The 17,212-nt window shown below is 63.8% G+C and carries 11 protein-coding genes; 4 read left to right on the top strand and 7 right to left on the bottom strand.

The features are described from left to right. The first annotated feature begins 85 nt into the window (after positions 1-85). Together AVE30378_RS04370 and AVE30378_RS04375 are read left to right on the top strand one after the other, a co-directional pair. A complete protein-coding gene (locus tag AVE30378_RS04370; RefSeq protein WP_129239554.1) occupies positions 86-1,417 on the top strand; it encodes an arylsulfatase in 1,332 nt (443 codons plus the stop codon). 43 nt (positions 1,418-1,460) lie between these two features. Then, positions 1,461-2,426, top strand: a complete 966-nt coding sequence (locus tag AVE30378_RS04375) for a tripartite tricarboxylate transporter substrate binding protein (RefSeq protein ID WP_129239555.1) — start codon at positions 1,461-1,463, stop codon at positions 2,424-2,426. Positions 2,427-2,470: 44 nt separating this feature from the next. On the opposite strand, the gene AVE30378_RS04380 is transcribed toward AVE30378_RS04375, so the two are convergent. After that, positions 2,471-2,899 (bottom strand): VOC family protein, encoded by a 429-nt coding sequence (locus tag AVE30378_RS04380; RefSeq protein WP_129239556.1) that lies wholly within the window; start codon positions 2,897-2,899, stop codon positions 2,471-2,473. Between the two features lie 182 nt (positions 2,900-3,081). Between AVE30378_RS04380 and AVE30378_RS04385 the strand changes: the two genes are divergently transcribed. Then, a complete protein-coding gene (locus tag AVE30378_RS04385) occupies positions 3,082-3,588 on the top strand; it encodes a sigma-70 family RNA polymerase sigma factor (protein WP_129239557.1) in 507 nt (168 codons plus the stop codon). 3 nt (positions 3,589-3,591) lie between these two features. Beyond that, positions 3,592-4,521: a FecR domain-containing protein gene (locus AVE30378_RS04390; protein ID WP_129239558.1), complete on the top strand. Its 930-nt coding sequence runs from the start codon at positions 3,592-3,594 to the stop codon at positions 4,519-4,521. 22 nt (positions 4,522-4,543) lie between these two features. Here the strand turns inward: AVE30378_RS04390 and AVE30378_RS04395 are convergent, their stop codons facing one another. The 6 genes from AVE30378_RS04395 to AVE30378_RS04420 form a co-directional block, all read right to left on the bottom strand. Further along, positions 4,544-6,955, bottom strand: a complete 2,412-nt coding sequence (locus AVE30378_RS04395) for a TonB-dependent siderophore receptor (protein WP_129239559.1) — start codon at positions 6,953-6,955, stop codon at positions 4,544-4,546. Between the two features lie 335 nt (positions 6,956-7,290). Then, entirely contained in the window at positions 7,291-11,547 is a 4,257-nt protein-coding gene (locus tag AVE30378_RS04400; protein ID WP_208742345.1) for an AAA family ATPase, read from the bottom strand. Between the two features lie 5 nt (positions 11,548-11,552). After that, the gene (locus tag AVE30378_RS04405) at positions 11,553-13,118 is read right to left on the bottom strand and encodes a hypothetical protein (protein ID WP_208742346.1); all 1,566 of its coding nucleotides are present in this window, start codon (positions 13,116-13,118) and stop codon (positions 11,553-11,555) included. Between the two features lie 10 nt (positions 13,119-13,128). Continuing rightward, positions 13,129-14,016, bottom strand: coding sequence for a helix-turn-helix transcriptional regulator (locus AVE30378_RS04410; RefSeq protein ID WP_165360080.1), 888 nt, complete (start codon positions 14,014-14,016; stop codon positions 13,129-13,131). Positions 14,017-14,548: 532 nt separating this feature from the next. Next, the gene (locus AVE30378_RS04415) at positions 14,549-14,992 is read right to left on the bottom strand and encodes a CopD family copper resistance protein (protein WP_129239561.1); all 444 of its coding nucleotides are present in this window, start codon (positions 14,990-14,992) and stop codon (positions 14,549-14,551) included. Between the two features lie 85 nt (positions 14,993-15,077). Continuing rightward, the gene (locus AVE30378_RS04420; protein WP_129239562.1) at positions 15,078-17,207 is read right to left on the bottom strand and encodes a TonB-dependent receptor family protein; all 2,130 of its coding nucleotides are present in this window, start codon (positions 17,205-17,207) and stop codon (positions 15,078-15,080) included. Between the last annotated feature and the right edge of the window lie 5 nt (positions 17,208-17,212).

Raw genomic sequence — 17,212 nt, forward strand, 5'->3', positions numbered from 1 at the left:
TATCCATACTTTCAGGAATATAACGCCGCAAACCTCCCCCTAGAATTCCTGGCCTATACCCGAAGACAAACGGAAGGCGCAGCGCATGGACAAGAAGCCCAACATCGTACTGATCGTGGCCGACAACCTGGGATGGGGAGAACTGGGCTGCTACGGCGGCGGCGCCTTGCGCGGCGCCCCCACGCCCCACATCGACCGGCTGGCCGCCGAAGGCCTGCTGCTGCAGAATTTCAACGTCGAAAGCGACTGCGTGCCCACGCGCTCGGCGCTGATGAGCGGCCGCCACCCGATCCGCACCGGCTGCCTGCAATCCGTCCCGCCGGGGCTGCCGCAGGGGCTGGCGCGCGACGAGATCACCCTGGCGCAGCAGTTGTCGGCCCAGGGCTACGCCACGGCGCACTATGGCAAATGGCACCTGGGCGACATCCCGGGCCGCTACCCGTCCGACCGCGGCTTCGACGAGTGGTACGGCATTCCGCGCACCACCGACGAAAGCCAGTTCACGTCCTCGATCGGCTTCGATCCGTCCGTCGCCGACATCCCCCACATCATGCAGGGCCGGGCAGGCGAGCCTTCGGAGAACGTCAAGGTCTACGACCTGGACACCCGCCGCGGCATCGACGCCGAGCTGGTCGACCGCTCCATCGGGTTCATGCGCAGACACGCCGAGACGAGCCGCCCGTTCTTCCTGTACCTGCCGCTGGTCCACCTGCACTTCCCCACCCTGCCGCACCCCGACTTCGCGGGACGCACGGGCGCCGGCGACTTCGCGGATTCCATGGTGGAAATGGACCACCGCGTCGGGCAGATCGCCCAGGCCGTGGACGAACTGAACCTGCGCGACGACACCGTCTTCATCTTCTGCAGCGACAACGGCCCGGAATTCCGCAAACCCTACCGCGGCACCGCCGGCCCCTGGAGCGGCACCTACCACACCGCCATGGAAGGCAGCCTGCGCGTGCCTTTCATCATCCGGTGGCCCGGCAAGGTGAAGCCGGGACTGGTCTCCAACGAAATCGTCCACGTCACCGATCTGTACGCCACGCTGTCGCGGATCGGCGGCGCTCCCATCCCGCAGGACCGGCCCATCGACGGCATCGACCAGACCGACTTCTTCACCGGCGCCAGCCCGGCGTCGCTGCGGGAAGGCTTCCTGTTCTACATCAAGAACGAGCTTCGCGCGGTCAAATGGCGCGACTGGAAACTGCACTTCTACTGGGAGCCGGAAGTCAATGAGGGCAAGGGCAAGCTGGAATCCCCGTACCTGTTCAACCTGAAACAGGATCCCAAGGAAGAAAGCGACATCCTGATCTTCAACACCTGGGTGCTGGGCCCCATCCTGAAAATGGTGCAGGCGTTCAACCAGTCGTGCATCGCGCATCCGAATACCCCGCCGGGCAAGCTGGATCCCAGTTGACGTCCAGGCGGACCGACCGACAGAAAAACACCAGGGGAAAGAAATGAAGTTCACTATCCGTTGCGGCGCGCTGCTGCTCGGCGCCGCCGCATCCGCCAGCGCCGGCGCGGCGGACGCCAGGCTGGACTGGCCCGCCAAACAGATCACGTGGGTGGTCGGCTTCGTGCCTGGCGGCACGGCAGACGTCCTGACCCGCATCGCGGCGCAGGAACTGGCCCGGCAAAGCGGCCTGAACGTTGTCGTGGAGAACCGTCCCGGCGCCGCGGGCGCCATCGCCCTGCAACTGGTGGCGCGCAGCAAGGCCGGCGACGGCTACCTGCTGACCGTGCCGGGGCCGCTGATCTACCCCACGCCCCAGCCCGAGATCGGCCGCGAATTGTCGCCCGTCATCCTGATGGCCCAGGGCCCCATGGTCATCGTCGGCCCCGCCAAGGACGCGCGGGCGTCGCTGCAGGACGTGCTGGAGGACGCGAAGCGGCGGCCCGAAGCCTGGAGCTACGGCAGTTCCGGCAATGGCACTTCGCAGAACCTGGCCGGCGAACTGCTGAACCAGTACGCCGGCACCCGCATCGTCCACGTGCCCTACAAGGGCGGCGGGCAGGCCGTGGCGGATGTGGCCGGCGGACAGATTCCGCTGGCCATCCTGGGGTCGGCTCCGGTCATGCCGCAGATCAAGGCGGGCACGCTGAAGGCCTACGCGGTCACGACGCCCTACCGCCTGGACAGCCTGCCCGGCGTGCCGACGGTGGAAGAGTCCGGATTCAAGGGCTACGCGGCCACCCAGTGGTTCTCGGTCGCGGCCGGCAACGCCATCCCCGCGGCGCAGCTAAAGCAGGTGAACGCGGCGCTGCAGGCCGCCATCCGCGCGCCCGAATTCAAGGCCGCCGTCGACAACGCAGGCATGGTCGCGGGCGGCGGCTCTCCGGAAGAGCTGCAGGCGTTCATCCGGGCGGACAGCGCCAAATGGAAGAAGCTGCTGGACAGCGGCGCGGTCAAGCTGGAGAACTGATCCCGGCCCGCGACCCGCCGGAATCCCGCACGCGCAGCGCGCCGTCAGAAGGTCACCTTGACCGATGGCGCGCTGCGCCGCGCCTCGCCGTGGAATACCGCTTCGATGTTGTTGCCGTCCGGATCCAGGACGAAGGCCCCGTAATAGCCCGGGTGATAGTCCCGGAAGCCGGGCGCCCCGTTGTCCTTGCCGCCGTGGTCCAGCGCCGCCCGGTAGAACGCGTCCACCATCGCCTGGTCCCGCGCCTGGAACGCCAGATGATGGCGGCCCGTCAGTTGCCCCAGCGCGGCCTTGCTGTCCGCCGTGGACACGAACAGTTCGTCCGCCCAGAAATAATCGTCGCCGGCGCCGCCCATCGGCACCTTCAAGGCGTCGAAGACCGCCTGGTAGAACCGCTGGCTGGCGGGCAGGTCCCGCACCACCAGTTGAATGTGGTCGATCAGCCGGCCACGATGGATTTCATGGGTCTGCATGAGACGCTCCTGTAAGAGGGGTGCGTTTGACTATAACGTCCGCTCCTGCGCAGGCGCGCAACAAGGCGCAACGCCGGCGCGCCCGGATGCGAAACCCGATTGCCCCGCGTCCGCGCATACCATAAAATGCGAAACACTCTTATTTGCATTTAGGCTGCGACCATCAGCCCCGGGAGAAACCCATGGAAGCTGACAATTGCGATCCGCGGCAACAAGTCCACACGCTTTACCGCGATCATCATGCCTGGCTGCAACTCTGGCTGCGCCGCCGCCTGGGCAACGTCAGCGACGCTGCGGACCTCGCGCACGACACCTTCGCCCGCATCCTGGATTCGCGCCTGCCCGCCGTCCTGCACGAGCCGCGCGCCTACCTGACCACGGTGGCGCGCGGCATCCTGGTCAACTGGTACCAGCGCCGCGCGCTGGAACAGGCCTATCTGGAAGCGCTGGCGCAGTTGCCCGAGGAACTGGCGCCCTCGCCCGAGCGCCAATTGCTCATCCTGCAAACCTTGCATGAAATCGACGCCATGCTCGACGCCCTGCCCGCGCCGGTGCGGCGCGCCTTCCTGCTCTCGCAGATCGAAGGCCTGACCTACGAAGCGATCGCGCGCGAGATCGGCGTTTCGCTCATTACCGTCAAACGCTATATGGCTCGCGCCTTCAAGCAGTGCCTGGCCTGCATGGAATAGCCCATGAGCGCCCTGGACAACGCCATCCTCGATGAAGCCGCCGAATGGCTGGTCGTCATGAACGCCGGCGCCGTCTCGGCCGAGGACCGCCAGGCCTGGATGGCATGGCGCGCGCGCAGCGCCACGCATGAACAAGCCTGGCAGCGCGCCGAACGGCTGATGGGCGCCTTCGGCGGGATTCCCGCCGCGCTGGCCATGCCGGCGCTGGACCGGCCGCGCTCGCGCCGCGCGGCCCTGGCCAAGCTGGCCGCGCTGCTGGCCGTGGCGCCGGCGGCCTGGGGCGCCTGGCGCTGGTCCGAGAACGAGGGCTGGACCGCCGACTACCGCAGCGCCACCGGCGAACGGCGCGAACTCCGCCTGGCCGACGGCACCCGCCTGATGCTGGACACGGCCTCGGCCGTCGACGTGCGCTACGACGCCGGGCAACGCCTGGTCGTGCTGCGCGCGGGGGGGATCTACATCGAGACGGCCGGCGATCCCCGGCCCTTCGAGGTTCATACGCGCGACGGCAGATTGCGGGCCCTGGGCACGCGGTTCACAGTGCTGCAACAGGACGGCCAGACGAGGCTCGCCGTGCAGGAAGGCGCCGTGCGCATCGCCACGGACCAGGACGCGCGCATCGTGAACGCCGGCGAGCAGGCCGCCTTCTCCGCGCGCGGCATCGGCGCCGCCGCCGCGCTGGACCCCGCCGCCACCGCCTGGACGCGCGGCATGCTGCTGGCCGACGGCATGCCGCTGGGCGACCTGGTTGCCGAACTGGCCCGCTACCGCAAGGGCGTCCTGCGCTGCGACCCCGCCATCGCCGGCCTGCGCGTGTCCGGCACCTTCCCACTGGCCGACACCGACCGCACGCTGGCCATGCTGGCCGCCACCTATCCGGTGGCGGTCGCCTCGCGCCTGGGCGGCTATTGGATCACGCTGGGTCCTGCCTGAAGCGCGGCGGGGCCCGGCGCCGTCACCACCGGTACGTCACGTTGGCCACCACGCTGCGGCCCGCGCCCAGCAGGCACGCATTGTTCAGGAAGCAGCCCGCGACGTAATACTTGTCCGTCAGGTTCCTGACATTGAGCGCGGCGCTCAGGCCCTTCAAGGACGGATCGGCGCGGCCGAAGTCGTAGCCCACCATCGCGTCCACCAGCGTGTAGGCGGGAACCTTGAAGGTGTTCTGCGCATCGCCGAAGGTGGTGCCCGTGTAGCGCACGCCCGCGCCCAGCGTCAGGCCCTCCAGCGCGCCGCCGGCCAGGGTGTAGTCCGCCCACAAGGACAGAAGATGCCTGGGCACGCGCACGGGCACCTTGCCCTTGTTGCTGATGCCGATGAAATTGGGATTGTCCTTCGTCACTTCCACGTCGTTGTAGGTATAGGAGGCGATCAGGTTCAGGCCCCGCACCGGGCGCAGCACGCCCTCCAGTTCGATCCCGCGCGAGGTCACTTCCCCTTCCTGCACGCTGAACGACGTATTCTGCGGGTTGGGCGTCAGCACATTCTGGCGCCGCAGGTCGAAGGCGGCCAGCGTGACGTAGCTGTCCGAGCCCGGCGCCTGGTACTTCACGCCCACCTCGTATTGCTTCGCTTTTTCCGGCTTGAACTGCGCGCCGTTGATGTCGGTGCCCGTCAGCGGAGAGAAGGATTCGCTGTAGCTCACATAGGGAAAGAAGCCGCTGTCGAAGGCATACCCCAGGCCGGCGCGGCCCGTGAAATCTTCGGCGGCGCTGTCGGTGCGCGTGTCGAGCAGCCGGTTCCGGGTACGCTGGTCGACCCAGTCGTAGCGGCCGGCCAAGGTGGCGACCCAGTTGTTCAGCTTGACCTGGTCCTGCAGATACAGGCCCAACTGGCGGCTGCTTTCATCCGTGCTCAGCAGCGACGTGTAGCGCGACGTATCGATGCTGACGCGCGTAGGATGGTAGATGTTGATCGGCGGCGCGTCGCCCGTCTGCGTATCGGCCGTGCGGCGGGTGTATTGGTAGTCCAGCCCCGCCAGCACGGTATGGTCCAGCGCGCCCGTGGCGAATTTGCCGACCAGCCGGTTGTCCACCGAGTACGTGTCGCTGTCGTAGTCGCGCAACTGGTAATAGCGCGCGATGTCCGTGTCGTCGATCACCCCGCTGTTGCGGAAGAGCTGGTCTTCATAGCCCTTGAAATGGCCGTAGCGGAAATTCTGCTGGAACGTCCACGCGTCGGAGAAGGCGTGGCTCAATTCGTAGCCGATGTTGCTCAGCTCGCCCTGCTCCTTGTCGAAGCCCGGCTCGTTGACGGAGCGGTGCCGCGGCACCCGGCCATTGGGATTGGAACCGTCCAGCACCGAATACGGCAGGTTGCTGGTGAACAGGTTGCGGTTCTTCTGGTACGACGCCAGCAGCGTCACCGACGTGCGCGCGCTGGGCGCCCAGGTCAGGCTCGGCGCCACGTACACCCGGTCGTCCGGAATGCCGTCGATATTGCTGTCCGCGTTGCGGCCCAGCGCCACCAGCCGGTAGGCCAGCGTGCCCTGCGCATCGGCCACGTCGCCGATGTCCATCGAACCCTGGATCCGGTCATTGCTGCCCGTGGACAGGCCGACCTCGCGGTGCGACTCGAACAACGGCCGCTTCGACACGAAATTGACGATCCCGCCCGGCGAACCCTGGCCGTACATCACGGAAGACGGCCCCTTCAGCACCTCGATGCGGTCCATGCCGTAAGGCTCCGGCGCGAAGTACCCGGTATTGCTGTTGCGCAGGCCGTCCGTATAGGCATTGGCGGAGATCTGCTGGAAGCCGCGCACCATCAGCGTGTTGTCGGTGGGATTGTCCCCCGCCACGTTGGCGTAGACCCCGGCGGTGTAGCTCAGCGCATCGCTGACGGTCTGCGCGCCCTGCACCGCCATGCGCTCCTGCGTCACCACCGAAATCGACTGTGTCGTCTCCATCAGCGGCGTGGCGGTCTTGGTGGCGGTCGTGGCGCCGCCCACCAGGTACGGATTCGTGCCGGCGTAGCCGGCCGCCCCCGTCACCGTGATCGCCGGCAGCGTCGCCGCGTCGGACACCGACTTGCGCAGCGTATAGCTGCCGTCGGCGCGCGCCGCCATCTCCAGCCCGCTGCCCGCCAGCAGCCGCCGCGCCGCTTCCGCGCGGCTCAATTCTCCTGATACGCCCGGGCTTTGCAGACCATCGGTCCAGGACGGTTCGAAGGCCAGCGAAATTCCCGACGCCAGCGCGAAGCTGGCGATGGTCTTGCCCAAAGGACCGGGCGGAATGTCATAGACCTGGCGGGCGTGGATGCCGGCGGGAGACTGGGGAGCCTGGGCGTAGGCCGAGGCGGCGGCCAGGGAACTGGCCAGCACGGCCAGGGAGATCGCGCGTCGGCGCCGGGCGGAGGGGGAACGCATGGGTAGAGCCTCTCGAACTGGGGTGGATGCCTTGTATGCCAGTCGAGGAGGGAAAAGGTATCACCTTCGGATGGAATTTTTTTGGAGTGAGCGGTTTTTTGGTGCGAACCAGCGGCCGGGATGGTGACGCCCACGCCCGCCTGTGCCGGACCTGAAGCGCGCCGATGTCCGATTCATCGATTTTGGCTCACTCCGGCGCGCCCAGATCGAGGCGCTGTTTGCCACCGCGGGCCCCGGAATCTTGTCGTTGCCGACAAGATTCCGGGGCGGCTGAGGAACGACCTCGGACCGCATTCTCGTCGATAAGCCCTTCCGGAACAGGCATAGGCCGTGATCTAGCCCTGGCCCGTTTCGGCCTCGTCCCGAACGCCTTCCGAGTCGTGCGCGGTGGCATCGAGAGAAGCCCTTCTGCCTGCAGGTGCATCTTTCAACAGCCGATCCTTGAGCGATTCGCTGGCCCTGCCCCAACGGTTGAAGAACATCAGGTTCCCGATAATTTTCTCCCGCTCTTCCTGGTCCTCAGTGAGCGCAAAATAGACCTCCTCGGCGCTCGGCACGTCGATGATACCGAACAGGGTATCGATCAGAGCACCCCGAATTTCGGGATCCGGATCGCGGGCGAATCGCAGTTGAGCGGGGATGGACAGGGGATGGAGAAAGTCATGCGTCTGAAGCAGGCGGAGTCTTACTCCCTTGTCGAGATCAATTGCCAGTTGGGACTGCGTATCCGACGAAAGCCCCGGCTGTTCCGCCAGTTCCAGGCGTACCTCCGTGTCCTTGTCTTTGGCCAGGATCAACTGCACATCGTCGCTCAGGCGCGTGAAAAGAGGGCTACTGCCTGCTTTGGCCAGTCGTTTGCGGATACTCGCGGACGCGTCGGTCGCCAATATCCGTTGCGCGGACGGCACCAATCCGGCGTATGCGGCCAGCGCATACCGGACTTTTTCGTCTCGATCCTGGGCAAGAATCTCTTGCGCCATGCGGCCGATGCCCCGAAAGACAAAATCGCCGCGCTGATCAACCAGGCGCGCTCGCACCTTTGCATCGGAGTCCTGGGCCAGCAACAACTGCGTACGCTTGCGCAAGCCATCGCAAGCGGCCAGGGCAAGGCGGACGGAAGCGCTTTCGTCCTCCGACAACTGTCGCTCCACTTCCGCGTCCATCCATCCATCCTTGCGGATCAGGCCGCTGCGTACCAGGACGGCCTCATCCTTGAGCAGGATTTTCTGGACCTTCAGGCTGATATGCTCATTGGCCGCCAAGGCTTCGCGAACCCGGGTACTCGTATGTCCGGAAAGCGCTTCCTGCGCACCCTCGGACAAAGACGGATTGCCCGCCAGCTCAATGAGGAATGCATCGGAGCCATCACCCAGCGCCAAGGCCTTGCCTTGCAGGGCCGCTGGAAGCTTGCGATTCCGAGCCAGCGCAAATCTGAGCTTTTCCGCGGCACCGGCGGTGAGAGGCTGTCTGAGAATATTCGCCATCAAGGCTTCGCCGATATGCGGATTTCCTGCCAACAGCAGACGCACCTCGTCCGAGCCTTGCTTGAACAAGCGGTTGTACTGCGCTTCGCTCAAATTGTCGTTGCCGGCCAGCGCTTCCTGGACTTCCAGGACATCGTTAATGAGCTTTTCCGCAACCGGCAGAGCAAGAGCCGGATTCCCGGCCAGGGCGCGGCGCGCCTCCTTGTCGCCGTCTTCCGCCAGCCTGGCCTGCAATGGTGCGTCCAATCCCCGATTGGCAGCAAGGCAACGACGTGTCTCAATGTCCCCTCTTTCAAGCAACTGCTGTTGTGTCTGGACTGAAATAGCGCGGTTTGCGGCCAGCGCGCGCCTGATTTCCGGGAGGGAGTTGCTCAGCGATTGCTGCACGTCGGCCGCAAGATCAGAAGATGCCGCCAGGCTGACGAGAATGTCGGCGTTGGAATCCTGGACCAGGTGTCTCTGAACGATTGCGGGCACAGTACGGCCCCAACGCACCAGACGCTCGCGCACGCTGTCATTCTCATCGCGCATCAGTATCTCGAGGGCTGCATCCAGCGTGGCTTGATTGGCGGCAAGATTTCTGCGCACCTCCACGCTTGGATCGCGCGCCAACCGGGCCTGCACTTCGCTGCAAAGCTGGGCATTGTCCGCCAGAGCGGCCCTGACGTCTTCGGCTTCGCTCTCGCTCAATTTCATCTGCAACGTTGCGCCAAGATGCCGATTTCCCGCCAGCTCTCCTTGCACGGATTCCGTGTCTGCGGCGAGCAATTGAAGAGTGGCGCTGGCCAGGTTGGGGTGCCGGGCCAGGTCCCGGCGCACGTCTTCCTTCGGATCCTGCGCCAGAGTCTTTTGTGCGCCGGCGCCAAGGCTTTCGTTTCTCGCCAGCGCGCGGCGCACTTCCGGATCATCCTTGGCGAGTTCCAACTGAACTGCCTCTGGCAGGAACGCCGAATGGCTGCGCTGCGCCAACCGGATTCTGACCTCGATATTGTCGTCCTTCGTCATGGCGAGCTGGACGGCTTCGGCCAGTGATTTCAAGTCGGCAAGCGCTTCGCGAACCTGGAAATCGCCGTCGCGGCTCAGCAGTTCCTGGATGTAGGGATGCAATGTCTCGTTGGTGGCAAGATCTTCGCGAATTTCCGATTTTGATTCGGTTGCCAGCCGCTTCTGTACATCCGAACTCAAGGCCCGGTTGCGCGCCAGGCGCCTGTGAATAGCGGGATTCTTGTCGGCAAGCAGACGGATATGCAGAGCATCGTGGCTGCTTCGCCCGGCCAACAATAGCCGATGGTCGCTTGTAAGCTTCAGACGATCGAACTGCAAAGCCAGCAGATCATGCGGCGCATGCGGATGCATGCAGGCCAGATGCAACAGGTCGAGATCGAATTCGGCGTGATTCTCCAGGATATTGATGCGCAGTGTCAGCAGGCGCTCTGGACAGTTGGGGTTCTGATAAACCTCTTTCCGAATATCGAGTTCCGGGTCCTGGGCCAGCTTTTCCAGCAGATCGTCGGGACAATCCGGATTACGAGCCACATCGCGGCGACGCAAGGCATTGGGATCGTCCACCATCTTGATCATCTGCGCGACGCTCAGACCATCCACCTTCGAGGCCGGCTTGAGCTTGAGTCGTTCGAAAAGCTCTTCGTACTTGTTCACCTGCTCTCGCAGGGTTTCCCGCAACGGTACGGTACGCTGGATGGCGGACTCGATATGCTCAAATCCCAGCTTCGTCTCGCTGAGGAACGCCGCTTCCCGTGCTTCGTTGATTGCGTTCTGTATATCTGCACCCGCATAGTCGCGGCATTGCGCAACCAGCGCGTTGTGCTGTTCCGAAGTGAGTTCCAGGCCATCCTTCCTAAGATAGATATTCAATATCTCGCCGCGCTCGCCGGCATTCGGAAAACCCACATAGAACACGTCGTCGAAGCGTCCCTTGCGCAGCAATTCAGGCGGGAGCGCCGTGATGTTGTTGGCAGTCGCGATGACGAAGACTGCGCCGCTCTTCTCTTGCATCCAGGTAAGGAAATACCCGAAGAGTCTTGATGACACTTCGGATCCGCTGCTGCTGTTCATGCCGACGAATGCTTTTTCCAGTTCGTCTATCCAGAGAATGCACGGGCTGACGGTTTCAGCCATGGTCAAAGCGCGACGCATGTTGTGCTCGCTCTCCCCAACGTACTTCCCAAGCAACGAACCGATATCCAGACGCAATAGCGGCAGTTGGAACACGCCCGCGGCGGCCTTGGCCGTCAGGGATTTTCCGCAACCCGGCATCCCGGCGATCAATACGCCCTTGGGCGAAGGGATACCCGCAACGGCAGCCTTGTCCAGGCGGCGAAAAATCTCCGCCCGCCGGTTGAGCCAGAGCTTCAGGTTTTCCAAGCCGCCGATATCGTTGGCGCTTTCCGAGACCTTGATCATTTCCAAGACACCGCTCTTGGCGATGATCTGTTCCTTTTCTCGCTGGATCAGCGCCAGCGCAGTCTCATCGACCTGCTCGCACTGTTGCCCCACCATGGCCAAGGCAGATCGGATCTCCTCGTGGCTCAGGCCGCTGCAGGCCGCGTTCAAGCGCTGCCGCAACGTTTCAGGGACGCGCAGTTCAAGCGCCTGGCTGACCGTATCGATCTGCGCTGCGATTTCGTCTCCCCGTGGAAGCATCAAAGGCAACAAGGTGATCTGCGCCTCAACCGAGGGGGGAATATGGAGCGTTTCCGATACCAGGACGACCGCCGCCTTGGCGCGATGATGCCGTTGGATGCGATTGAGCAACTGCTTCAGGCGCGCCGTAGCCAGCGGCTGATTCTCCAGGGCGCTGCGCGCATCCTTGATGATGATCAGTTTTCCATCCAGGTCATCATCCAGCAACACCGGCAGGCTGTGAGCCAAGTCGGTGCTTGGTTCCTGGCCACCGCGGGGCTGCTTGTTGAAGAAATCGACCCAACCGTACCCCAGGTTCCATTCCTTGGGGCTGAGCTGAAGGTCGGCGGCAACGTCCGCCATCACGGTGTCGACGCGGCTTTCTTCCCCCGATTGGATGAACAACCCCGGGTAGCCGGCGATCAGATGCCGTTTTATCTTTTCCTTGAGTTCGAGCTGGTTCATGGTCTTTACCAGAGCGAGGCAATAGCCGAACCAATGGACTGCAACGCACGCCCCGCCGACTCCATGGCGCGTCCGGCGCCTTGGGCAGCCTTGGATAGAAGGCCAATGGCCGTCTTGGAGACGGCCTTGCCGGCGGAATAAACCTTCTCGCCAATATGTCCGCCAGCAATACCGCCCGCCACGCCGCCGACGAAACCGCCGACCAGGGTGCCGACGGGACCGAAGACTGTGCCCAGCGCGGCGCCAAGGGCGGCGCCCTTGGTCGCCCCCATGATGGCGACAGTGGCCGTAACGGTGGTGTTGCCGATCTCGTCCAACGCGTCGGCCTGGGTGAGTTCTCCTTTGCCCAGTTTGTAAAGCACCTTGGCGTTCTGCAGTCCCACGCAGGCGATATTGGCGATCAGGCCGGCCGGCGTGTTGCGCAACGCGGCGCCGAGCCAACCGTTCTTCACTGCCACGACCAAGGCGCCGGACACCGACACTTGCGCCGCGACGTTTCCGGCCGTACGCAAGGAGCTTTCAAAAAACTCTTTCAGATCGTCGTCGACACTGGGATTTTCCCGGCCATTCAGGCTGTTCCACGCGCGTCGGCCCAATATACGGGCGCCTTGCATGCCCGCGGCGATGCAGGCGCCTAGAAGCGCCTGCTTGCCGATCTGCTTGGCCACTTCGATGCGATTGGTGTCGTTCCATTCATACTGGCGCGACTCCTCCCTGGCCTGCGCATCTTCCTGGAGCCGCTTTGCCTCTTCCTTGGAAAGGGGCCGGGATTGCACTCCGTCAGCTTCAATACGCTCCGTGCTATTTGGTACGTCGGCCCCGTGGCCTTCCGGCACCAGGCGCTCCTGATCCGGATAGTCGCCTCGCTCGAACAAGTTTTCAGTCTGATTGGCGTCTGAGCCATACTTGGACTGATATTTGTTGACAACATTCCCCTTGGTATCGACGATCTCGATATCCACGGAATTCAAGTCACGCGAATTGACCATTCGTGCGCGGTAACCACTACCCTTTGCCGCTGCGTCGATGTTGAACGTATCGACATGATGCTGCTCGGCAATGAAGCCGTCGAGATTCCAGTTGAGACTGACATTGCCGGTCTGCGTCATGATGACATGACGCGCGTTATAGTTGGCTTCACTAAGCGCCTGGTCGATGCCGCTGGCGTACTGCCCTACATTTGCCGACCCCGCCAGCCCCGCATTTTTCTCTATTTCGCGGGCCAGCCAGGAGGCCTTGCTCTGCCCCTTGTCCAAATGCTGCTGCAGCGATTCGCGCGAACGGTTGAAAGCGCCGGTCGATGCCATGATCTCCCGCGTGCTTTGCAGAAGCTCCTCTTCACTGCCCCATATCGCCGGGTACTTACGGAATTCATCGCTCAACCACTGTTCAAGGGGCTTTTCGCCACGCTCGTTGCAGGAAGCCACAAACGAGCTGATGAGGGCCGTGGTTTTCTCGGCGGCTTCCTTGTCTTCAAAAAACGCGTTTTCCGCCTGCGCAATCTGATCTTGCTCCAGCGCCTGTTCGTCGACGCCCTCGTCATTGCGAGGTTTTTCTACAGCTTGATTCATGGGTTTGATCCTATTCAGACAATGTTGACTGCAAGTAGTGATTCAGTTCGTCATGTAGCTGCTGTTGCAGCCATGAGGGCTCTACCACCCGTACATGAGGGATCCAATAGCGGAGGATCGGCAACAATTGGTTTGGATGGTTGACCTGGCAGCGAAGCAGCAATCCGCCGTCGTCCCGCTCTTCGATCAGTTCCTGATGCGGCAGGACATGCCGGCGTTTGAAGTAGTAGGCGCCGGACCGGGCGACCCTGACCGTGACGGCCAAGCGCGACTGTCCGAACCAGACATCCTCGTCGTCGTCGATCTGGGCATGAATGCCGTCGTCGGGAATGAATGTTTCATCCAATACCTGTAGATCGGCAATCCGGTTCAGGGCAAAGCTCTTCAGCCGGCCGTCGTCGATGGCGGCCAGATACCAGACGCCCTTGTTTTGAATCAGCCGATATGGCTCAAGCAGTCGCCGGCGCCCCGTATACATCATGGCGCAGCGCCGATTGTTCTCGACGGCTCGTTTCAGTTCGCGGAAATTCCAGACGTCGGGGCGATCCCCTTCGAAATGCGCATCCCGTACCAGCAGCCCGGACTTGCCCGATTTCAGCAGCTCCAGCCAGGACCAGTTTGGCCCGGCGGGGAACATTTTCTCGACGCCGCTTATCTGTGCAAAGACATGCAAATCGCCAGGATTCAGCCGATTGCGGTATTCGTCAGCCAGCCGATAACGGCCATCGGACAGCGGCACCACCATGTCCCCCAGGCGATTCAGGTCTCGATAGATCGTGCGTTCGCTGACACCGAAGCGCGTGGCCAGTTCCTGACGCGCCAATTGCTCTCCCAAATGCAGGAGACGGAGAATTTCCGCGAGACGCAAGGCCAGTGTGTCGTGCGTGTTGACAGCCATGAAACAACTCTGATGAACGTTAGCCGCGACTCTAAAGCCCATCACTGACAGGGCGTGTCAGTGCTTCCAGATATCTCCCGAAACGGGGGAAGAGATAGTATGGATGACTGCTCGTGACCATCTTTATTCTGCAGCCCCGGGACTTTCACGATGAACCGCCGTTTATCCATTGGTCATGCGGGAGAGTCTTCGGCGCGAGGCTGAGCCAATCATAGCCCGGGGGATAATCTAACTAATCCCACACAAAAGCCGCATTTAATGGCGTTTATTCACGGTTATCTATCTACGCAGCGAGAGACACGGCCACGGAAATCGCGCGGCGGCGCCTGCGGAGAAAAAAATGGGAGGCAGGCCGCAAACTCGGCGATTCACTTTCTGAGATAGGATTTCTCCCCGCTGCCTGAATAGCAGAAGGTACCGCCTCGCGGTCCAGTGCAGTATTGCCCATCCCGGCAGCTACATGCGCCGCTGGTGCTGGCGGCTGGAGACTTGGACGTGAGCGGAATTGTAGTCTGACACTATTATTGAAGCCCTACCAGGCCAGATAGAACATCGCCTTGGCCAGCACCACGATGGCCACCATGTGGCAAAACACGCTGATGTGCAGCCGCCGCTGCAATTCCCCGGTCAAGCGCTTGCGCCTGGCCTGCACCAGGGCGGTGACGACATGCGCCAGCACGCTGAGGGCCAGCGCGATCTTGAGGGTCAGCAGGATGCCGAAGGGCGAACTGGCCGGGCTGGCGAGCGCGCCGCGGTACTGCCAGGCCAGGCCCAGGCCGGCCAGGTACAGCACCAGCACGGCCCAGGGAACCACCGAGCGCACGCGCGGGCCGAGCTGGCCGCCCAGCGCCCTGCGCACGTCCGGAGGCAGGCGCCGGTGCACGGGTTCCAGGAACAGCACCTCGAAGGTGACGGTGCCGACGAAGACGAAGGCGGCCAGAAGGTGCAGGATCAGCAGCAGGGGATAGGTATTCATGGCTGGAAAGCTCCGTTGCCCTTGATTGTCTCACCCAGGCGGAACGCCTGGGGATGAGATACATCAAGCCGGCCAGCCCCGTTTGCTAAAACCGGTATGCCACCCCGGCACTGAACGAGCGTCCGTTGCCCGGCAGGAAGATCGGCATGACGGGCGTGGCGGTGTTGCGGATGGCGTAGCTGCTGGCATAGGTCTTGTCCGTCAGGTTGTCCGCCTGCACGTATCCGCTCCAGTGCGCGTCATGCTCGTAGGCCACCTTGAAACCCAGCAGCGCATAGGCGTTCTGCTGCGTGCCCGGCGCGTTCGCGTGGTTGGTCTCGGTGTCGCTCATCAGCCAGCGCAGGTTCGGGCCGAAACGCCAGCCGCCCAGGCGGTACATCACCTCGGCGCTGAGCAGGTGGCGCGGCACGCCGGCGATGCGGTTGCCCTGGTATTCGCCGCTGCGGAAGCGGAAGTCGCTGAAGGTGTAGGCGATACGGTAGTCGAACAGTCCTTCGCCGGGCGAGGGCAGGCTGCCGCTGATGCCGGCTTCGATGCCCTGGTGCCGGGTGCGGCCCGCGTAGTTGTAGGTGCCGGCGGGCGTGCCGTTGGCGTTGGTGACGGACATGAGTTCGTCTTCGACGTTGCTGCGGTACAGCGACATGGTCCAGTTCAGGTCGCGGCCCGCGACGTTGAAGCTGCCGTCTCCGCCGATTTCATAGGTGAGCGCCCGTTGCAGGTCGAGCTTGCTCATGGAGGTGACGGCGCTGGCGGGGTTCATGGGAGCGGGAACTTCGCCGTTGACGATTTCCCAGAAGGTGGGCGCTTCGTTGCTGCGGCTGACGTTGGCGTACCAGCGCTGCGTGGCCGCCGGCCGCCAGACGATGCCGCCGCGCGGCGTGGCGTAGTCCCAGTCCTGGTCCAGGCTCTTGCCGGTATTGCGCTCGCGCGCGTCGCGCACGGCCTGGGTGTACTTCAAATCGCCGACCAGGCTGAGCTGGTCCGTGACGTGCCAGTCCACGCCGACCAGCGCGCTGCGGTTCTCGGCCTTGAGGTCATAGGCGCCGAAGCGCTGCAGGCGGCTGCCGTCGGCGGGGCGGATGGCGTACAGGTCGCGGTCCATGTCGCTGCGCTGCCAGTCCAGGGCAACGCGATAGTCCACGCTGCCCGCCTTGCCGGCCAGTTGCCACATGAGGCCGTAGGTATCGCCGTCGGTCACGTTGGCGACCTGCGGATTGGTGAAATCGTCGTTGGTGCGCTGCCAGTAGATGCCGGCCGTCTGGTTCAGGGCATCGGTGCCCCAGTAGCTGCGGTTGGCGATGCGGAACTGGCTGGTGTCGCGGTGGGGATCGCGCTTGTAGACGTTGTTGGACAGGTCCTGCGGCGTATTGCCGTCGCCGAGCACGCTGCGGGGATCTTCGTACATGCGCGCCTTCGGGATGGGCTGCGGGATGTCGAACTTCAGATCCGTGTACGACAGGTACGTGCGGTTCTCGAAGGTGCCCCGGCGAAAGCCCAGGTTGCCCTGGAAGCTGGAGCGCTCGGACGAGGAATGGTGGCGGTAGCCGTCCGACTTGTCATAGCCGAAACTGAAGCGGCCGTCCATGCGTTCGTCCTCGAAACCCTTGGACAGCGTGAGGCTGCGCGTTCCGAAGCTGCCGCCGCCCAGGCGGATGACGTCGCTCTGCACGCCGGTCAGGGACTGGAAGTCGACTTCGCCTCCCAGCGTGCTGGCGCCGGGCGACAGCGCGTTGGCGCCGCGCCGCACGGTGACCAGGCCGGCGTTGCGCGGCTCGAGCAGGCTGATGATGAAGGATCCGTCGGCATCGTTGAGCGGCAAGCCGTCCTGCATGAGCAGGATGCCGCGGCTCAGGGGATTGCTCTGGATGCCGGAGCCGCGGATGTTCAGGCGCGGCTGGTCCAGCCCGCCGAAGAACTCCTGCACGACGACGCCGGGCTGGTAGTCCAGCGCGTCGCGCAAGGTGATCAGGCGCACTTCCTGCTGGGGCTGGATCAGGTTGGTGCCGCCGGGCACCGTTTTCAGTTCGGCCGCGGCCTGCTGCGGGCCGGGGTCCAGGGCGCGCGTCAGGGAATCGCCGGACACCACCACGGGGGCCAGCGAAGGCACGGCCTGCGGGGCCGGGGCTTGCGCGGTTTGCTGGGCGTAGGCCGACGACAGCCCGAGGGCGCCGAGGGCTAGGCTGGACGCCAATTGGCGCAGGACGAAGGACGTCATGGGAG

Source organism: Achromobacter veterisilvae, assembly GCF_900496975.1.
Lineage (GTDB): Bacteria > Pseudomonadota > Gammaproteobacteria > Burkholderiales > Burkholderiaceae_B > Achromobacter > Achromobacter veterisilvae.

Excerpts from the sequence above, each read along its gene's own strand:
- AVE30378_RS04370 (WP_129239554.1), top strand. The coding sequence starts at position 86 with ATGGACAAGAAGCCCAACATCGTACTGATCGTGGCCGACAACCTGGGA.
- AVE30378_RS04375 (WP_129239555.1), top strand. The coding sequence starts at position 1,461 with ATGAAGTTCACTATCCGTTGCGGCGCGCTGCTGCTCGGCGCCGCCGCA.
- AVE30378_RS04380 (WP_129239556.1), bottom strand. The coding sequence starts at position 2,899 with ATGCAGACCCATGAAATCCATCGTGGCCGGCTGATCGACCACATTCAA.
- AVE30378_RS04385 (WP_129239557.1), top strand. The coding sequence starts at position 3,082 with ATGGAAGCTGACAATTGCGATCCGCGGCAACAAGTCCACACGCTTTAC.
- AVE30378_RS04390 (WP_129239558.1), top strand. The coding sequence starts at position 3,592 with ATGAGCGCCCTGGACAACGCCATCCTCGATGAAGCCGCCGAATGGCTG.
- AVE30378_RS04395 (WP_129239559.1), bottom strand. The coding sequence starts at position 6,955 with ATGCGTTCCCCCTCCGCCCGGCGCCGACGCGCGATCTCCCTGGCCGTG.
- AVE30378_RS04400 (WP_208742345.1), bottom strand. The coding sequence starts at position 11,547 with ATGAACCAGCTCGAACTCAAGGAAAAGATAAAACGGCATCTGATCGCC.
- AVE30378_RS04405 (WP_208742346.1), bottom strand. The coding sequence starts at position 13,118 with ATGAATCAAGCTGTAGAAAAACCTCGCAATGACGAGGGCGTCGACGAA.
- AVE30378_RS04410 (WP_165360080.1), bottom strand. The coding sequence starts at position 14,016 with ATGGCTGTCAACACGCACGACACACTGGCCTTGCGTCTCGCGGAAATT.
- AVE30378_RS04415 (WP_129239561.1), bottom strand. The coding sequence starts at position 14,992 with ATGAATACCTATCCCCTGCTGCTGATCCTGCACCTTCTGGCCGCCTTC.
- AVE30378_RS04420 (WP_129239562.1), bottom strand. The coding sequence starts at position 17,207 with ATGACGTCCTTCGTCCTGCGCCAATTGGCGTCCAGCCTAGCCCTCGGC.